The 6119-nt window shown below is 74.3% G+C and carries 2 protein-coding genes; both read right to left on the minus strand.

The window, feature by feature from the left end:
* A partial coding sequence (locus AC1DXV_RS30160) for a type I polyketide synthase (RefSeq protein ID WP_477937126.1) occupies window positions 1–3974 on the minus strand: 3974 nt, incomplete at its 3' end.
* Window positions 3971–6119 (minus strand): type I polyketide synthase (locus AC1DXV_RS30165; RefSeq protein WP_477937128.1); only part of this gene is annotated, 2149 nt, incomplete at its 5' end. The genes AC1DXV_RS30165 and AC1DXV_RS30160, both read right to left, overlap by 4 nt.

Consider the following 6119-nt stretch of genomic DNA (forward strand, 5'->3'; position numbering starts at 1 on the left):
GCCGCCGCCTCCGCAGACGCCGCGGCGCCCACCGCATCGCCCGGCACGCGCGCGACGATCACATGCTGGCCCAGCACCTCGGCCGGCGAGCCGGCGGGCGGCCAGGCGCCGGCCTCGTCGAAGCCGGCATCGCGCAAGGCCTCGAGCCAGCGCGCCGGCGGCAGCAGCGGGTTGTCGCCGCGCAGGTCGTCGGCGAAGTGCTGCCAGCCTTCGATCAGGCCGGTCGTCATGTCGAACCACGGCAGGTGCGTCGTCGACTCGACCAGCACCAGCATGCCGCCCGGCGCGAGCAGCGCGCGCAGCCGCTTCAGCGCGACGCGCAGGTCCTTGCTCGCATGCACCGCATTGGCCGACACGATCGCATCCACGCTGCCCGGCGCGAAGCCCTGGGCCTGCGGATCGGCGTCCATGTCGAAGCGGCCGAAGCGCAGGAACGGCCAGGCCGCGAAGCGCTCGCGGGCCCGATCGAGGAACACGTCGGAGACATCGGTGAAGTGGTACTGCGCGCGGTCGGCGGGCAAGGCCGCAAGCACCGCGGAGCTCGTGCCACCGGTGCCGGCCCCCACCTCCAGCACGCGCAGCGAACGGCCCGCCGGCACGCTGGCGGCCAGCGTCTCGAAGGCGGCGGCCGCGAGGCCGTTGATGTAGCGCATCGTCGCCGAGCGTTCGTAGAGGTTCTCGGCGAGCTCGAACGAGCCGCCGGGGAACAAGGTCTCGAGCGGGCTCTCGCGGCCCAGCAGCACCGGCGCCACCAGCGAGCCACAGTGGCGCACGTAGGCGAGCAGCGGCTGGTTGTCGGCGAACAGGCGCTCGGCCTCGGCCCACAGCGCGGCCAGCGGTGGCTCGGCAAGGGCTTGATCGGCGACGAAGGCCTCGCCGGCGCGCCGCAGCGTGCCCCCCGTCACCAGGCTGTCGAGCCAGCGCGACACCAGGTGCCGGTAGCTCGCGCCGATGCCGCTGCGCTGCATCAGGCCGTCGAGCGTGTGCGATTCGCCGGCTGAAAGGAACAGGCCCGCCTCGCGCAGCGTGTGCGCCGCATGCGCGCTCGTCACGCGCGCCAGGCACTCCCACTTGGCCGGGTACGAGGAAGCGTTCAGGTCCAGCGGCCCGCGCTCGGCCTGGCGCGACAGCGCGGTGCTGACGCGCGACCAGCGCTGCGCCGCATCGACCGCCGGCGCGGGGCTTTCCGGACGCTCGCCGACGACGTCCATCCAATGCCGCCGCGCACGGAACGGATACGTGGGCAGCGCGACGCGGCTGCGGCCATACGGCGCGTCGAACGCCGCCCAGTTCACGTCGGCGCCCGCCACGTACAGGCGTTGCAGGCTGGCGAGCAGGTCGGTCCAGTCGGAGCGCTCACGGTGCAGCGACGGCAGCCATTCGACTGCCGCGCCCGCTTCACCGCCTGCACCAACGCACTCGGCCCCCATCCCCAGCAGCACCGGGTGCGGCCCGACCTCGATGAAATGCGTGATGCCCTGCGCCAGCAGGCCCTGCAGCGCCTGCGCGAAGCGCACCGGCTGGCGCATGTGCGTGAGCCAGTAGTCGACGCGGCCGATCTCGGCCGCGCCGGCCGGTGCGCCGCTGACGTTGGAGACCAGCGCGATGCGCGGCTCATGGAACGTCACCGTCTCCAGCACGCGCCGGTAGGCCGGCAGCACCGGCTCGATCAGCGCCGAATGCGCCGCATGCGGCACGCGCAGCAGCTTGACGCGCACGCCGGCTGCCTCGAGCCGCTGCGTCGCCGCATCGACCGCATTGCGCGGGCCACTGATGACGAAATGCTCGGGGCCGTTGTAGGCGGCGATCGTCAGCGCGGCAGGGCCGTTCGCCAACTCGGCCTGCACGACGGCCTCGGGCGCGAACACCGCCGCCATCGCACCGTCGGCCGGCAGCTCGTGCGTCAGCCGGCCGCGTTCGATCACGCACCGGATGCCGTCTTCGAGCGACAGCATGCCCGACACGCAGGCGGCCGCGTATTCGCCGAGGCTGTGCCCGAGCAGCGCGACCGGCTCGATGCCCCACGACCGCCACAGCGCGGCCAGCGACACCTCGATCGCGAAGTTGACCGGCTGCGCCCACACCGTCTCGTTGATCGGCGAATGGCCGCCGGCCGGCGTGAAGATCACGTCGAGCAGCGGCCGCGGCAGCAGCGGCGCCGCGGCGGCGTTGCAGGCGTCCATCGCGGCACGGAACACCGGCGCGCTGTCGTACAGCGCGCGGCCCATGCCGGCGTACTGCCCGCCCTGCCCGGTGAACAGGAAGGCGACCTGCGGCCGCGCCGCGCCTTCGAGCGTGCCGCGCGCGATGGCGGGGTCGTCGCTGCCGGCGAGGAAGCCGGCCAGGCCGGCGCGCAGCTCGTCGACGCTCGCCCCGGTGAGTGCGACGCGGTGCGAGAAATGCGAGCGGCCGGTGTTCGCGCTGAAGCACAGGTCGGCCGCCTCGACGCTCTCATCGAGTTGCAGCAGCCGCGCCTCGTGGCGGCGCGCCAGGTCGAGCAACGCCGCCTCGTCGCGCGCCGACAGCACCAGCAGGTGGGCCGGCCGCAGCGGGCCGGCCGGCGGGGCCGCCAGCGATGGCAGCGGGGCGGCTTCCAGGATCACGTGCGCATTGGTGCCGCTGAAGCCGAACGAGCTGACGCCGGCGAGCCGGCGGCCGTCGATCTCCGGCCAGTCGGTCGCCTGCGTCGGCACCTGCACCGGCCAGTTCCAGTCGATGTGCGGGTTGCCCTGCGTGAAGTGCAGGTGCGGCGGGATCTGCGCGCGCTGCAGCGACAGCACCACCTTGATCACGCCGGCCAGCCCCGCCGCGGCCTCCAGGTGGCCGATGTTGGTCTTGACCGAGCCGACGCGCAGCGGCTGCGCCGGATCGCGCCCGCTGCCGAGCACGGCCGACAGCGCCCCGAGTTCGATCGGGTCGCCCAGCGGCGTGCCGGTGCCGTGCGCCTCGACATAGCCGATCTGCCGCGCCTCGACCCGGGCCGCGGCGAGMGCGGCGCGGATCACCGCCTCCTGTGCCGGGCCGTTCGGCGCGGTCAGGCCGCCGCTGCGGCCGTCCTGGTTCAGCGCGCTGCCGCGCACCACGGCCAGCACGCGGTCGCCGGCGGCCTGCGCATCGGCCAGGCGCTTCAGCACCAGCACCRCGCAGCCCTCGCCGCGCACGTAGCCGTCGGCCGCGGCATCGAAGGTCTTGCAGCGCCCGTCCGGCGCCATCATCCGGGCCTTCGAGAAGTTGATGTTCATCTCGGGCGTCAGGATCAGGTTGACCGCGCCGGCCAGCGCGATCTCGCACTCGTTCAGCCGCAGCCCCTGGCAGGCCTGGTGCAGCGCGACCAGCGACGACGAGCACGCGGTGTCGACCGCGACCGCCGGCCCGTGCACGCCGAGGAAGTACGACAGCCGCCCCGACGCGACGCTGGCCGCATTGCCGGTCGCGAAGTACGGGTCGATCAGCTCGGGGTGCCGGTACAGCGCGCGGCCGTAGTCGTTGTTGCTGATGCCGAGGTACACGCCGGTGCGCGCGCCGGCCGGCGTGGCCGCGAGCTCGCCCGGCGCATGGCCGGCGTCTTCGAGCGCCTCCCAGGCCACCTCGAGCAGCAGCCGCTGCTGCGGGTCCATGCTGGCGGCCTCGCGCGGCGAGATGCCGAAGAACTCGGCATCGAAGCGGTCGACGCCGTCGACGAAGCCGCCGAAGCGCGTCGTCATCTTGCCGGGCGCATCGGCATCGGCGTCGTAGAGCGCGTCGAGGTTCCAGCGCTCGGCGGGGATCGGGCCGATCGCATCGGTGCCCGACCACAGCAGCTCGGCGAAGCCGGCCGCATCGACCACGCCGCCCGGCAGCCGCATCGCCATGCCGATGATCGCGATCGGCTCGTGCAACGCGGCGTTCGAGCGCGCGAGCTCGGCCTTCAGCTCGCGGATCTCGAGCAGCGCGCGCTTGACGGGGCTCAGCGCTTCATCGCGCGGGTCGGTCATCGGGGATCTCCCAGTTCTTGCAGCAGCAGGGCTTCGGCTTCTTCGTCGCTCAGATCGTGCAGCGCATCGGCCCGGGTGTCGATGGCCGCGGGCTCGGCCGGCGCCGGCTCGTCGAGGCCGAGCAGGCGCATCAGGTGCGCGGTCAGCGCGGCCAGCGTCGGATAGTCGAACAACAGCGTCGCCGACAGCGGCCGGCCGATCGAGCGGGTCAGCGCGTTGCGCAGTTCCACCGCCATCAGCGAATCGAGGCCCAGGTCCTTCAGCGGCGTCTTCGGGTCGACCGGCGTGCCGGCGTCCAGGCCCAGCACGTGCAACGCACGCTCGACCAGGTGGGCCGCGAGCGCCGCGGCGCGCTGGCCGGCCGGCATCGCCTGCAGGCGCGACAGCGCCGTGGCGGGCGCTGCCTGCGGCTCGGCGGCCGGCGCGGCCGGCGCCGCCGTACGCGGCACCACGTCGTCGAAGAAGGCCGGGTCGACGCCGGCCGGCAGCGTCGCGATGAAGCGCGGCCAGTCGATCGGCAGCACCGCGGCATGCACCGCGCCCTCGCGCAGCAGCTGCGCCAGCTGCTCGAGGCCGTGCGCCGGCTCGATCGGCGCCAGGCCGCGCTCGCGCCAGGGGTCGTGGCCGCCGGCGGCGAGCTGCGTCGCCATGCCGCCCTGGCCCCACACGCCCCAGGCGACGCTCAGCGCCGGCAGGCCCTGCGTGCGGCGCAGGCGCGCCAGCGCATCGAGCTCGGCATTGGCGGCCGCATAGGCGCACTGCCCCGGCGCGCCGAGCAGCAGGCCGGCGGCCGAATACATCACGAAGAAATCCAGCGGCAGCGTGCGCGTCGCCGCGTGCAGGTGCCGGGCCGCCTGCGCCTTGTTGTGCAGCACCGCGGCACAGCGCGGCCAGTCCTGGCGCAGCGCAATGCCGTCGTCGAGCGTGCCAGCCGCGTGCACGACGCCGCGCAGCGGCGCCATCTCGCGCGCCAGGGTGTCCAGCACGCGCTGCAGCGCGGCGGCGTCGCCGGCATCGGCAGCAAAGCAACGCACCTGCGCGCCGGCCGCCTCGATCTCGTGGATCGCCTGCGCCGCCTCGGGCGACGGCGCGTGGCGGCCGAGCAGCGCGATCTGGCGCGCGCCCGAGCGCTGCAGCCAGCGCGCGGTGTGCAGGCCGAGCGCACCGAGACCGCCGGTGACGAGGTAGCAGGCCTCGGCGCGGACCTCGAACGCCCCGGCCACCGGCAGGCGCAGCACGATCTTGCCGATGTGCTTCGCTTGCGCCATGTGGCGGAAGGCGTCGGCGGCCTGCGCGACATCGAACACCGTGACCGGCAGCGGCTGCAGGCTGCCGTCCTGCAGGCCGGCCTGCAGCTCGGTCAGCATCGGGCGCAGCAGGCGCGGCTCGGCGTAGGCCGCATCGCCCAGGTCATAGGCCTCGTAGTGGATGCCGGGGCAGGCCTGCGCGACGGCCTCGGCCGTCCAGATGTCGCGCTTGCCGAGTTCGAGGAACCAGCCGCCGGGTGCGACGACGCCGAGCCCGGCCGGGATGAAGTCGCCGGCCAATGAGTTCAGCAGCACGTCGACGCCGGCCCCGCCGGTCGCGCGCATCAGCTCGGCGGCGAACGAGGTGCTGCGCGAATCCATCACCGCGCGCACGCCCATCGCGAGCAGGTGGGCACGCTTCTCGGGCGAGCCGGCCGTGGCGTACACCTCGGCACCGGCGCGCAGCGCGAGCTGCACCGCGGCGAGGCCGACGCCGCCCGCGCCGGCATGGATCAGCACACGCTGGCCGCGCCTGAGGCCGGCGATGCCGAACAGGCCGTGGTGCGCTGTCAGGAAGGCGACCGGCAGCGCGGCCGCCTGCTCGTTCGACAGGCCCGGCGGGACGCGCGCGACGAAGGCGGCCGGCGCGAGCGCCTCGCTGCCCATGCTGTCGTGCACGAACCCGAACACGCGCTCGCCGACGCGCCAGCCTTCGACGGCCGAGCCGACCTCGCTGACGATGCCGGCGCATTCGGCGCCAAGGGGAATGCCGGTGCCGGGGTAGACCCCGAGCGCGAGCAGCACGTCGCGGAAGTTCAGCCCGGCGGCGTGGACCTGGATGCGCAGTTGGCCCGGCTTCAGCGGGCGCGGGGCGACCGTGCGCAGCGCGAGGCCGTCG

The sequence above is a fragment of the Rhizobacter sp. P3_C12 genome (assembly GCF_056402735.1).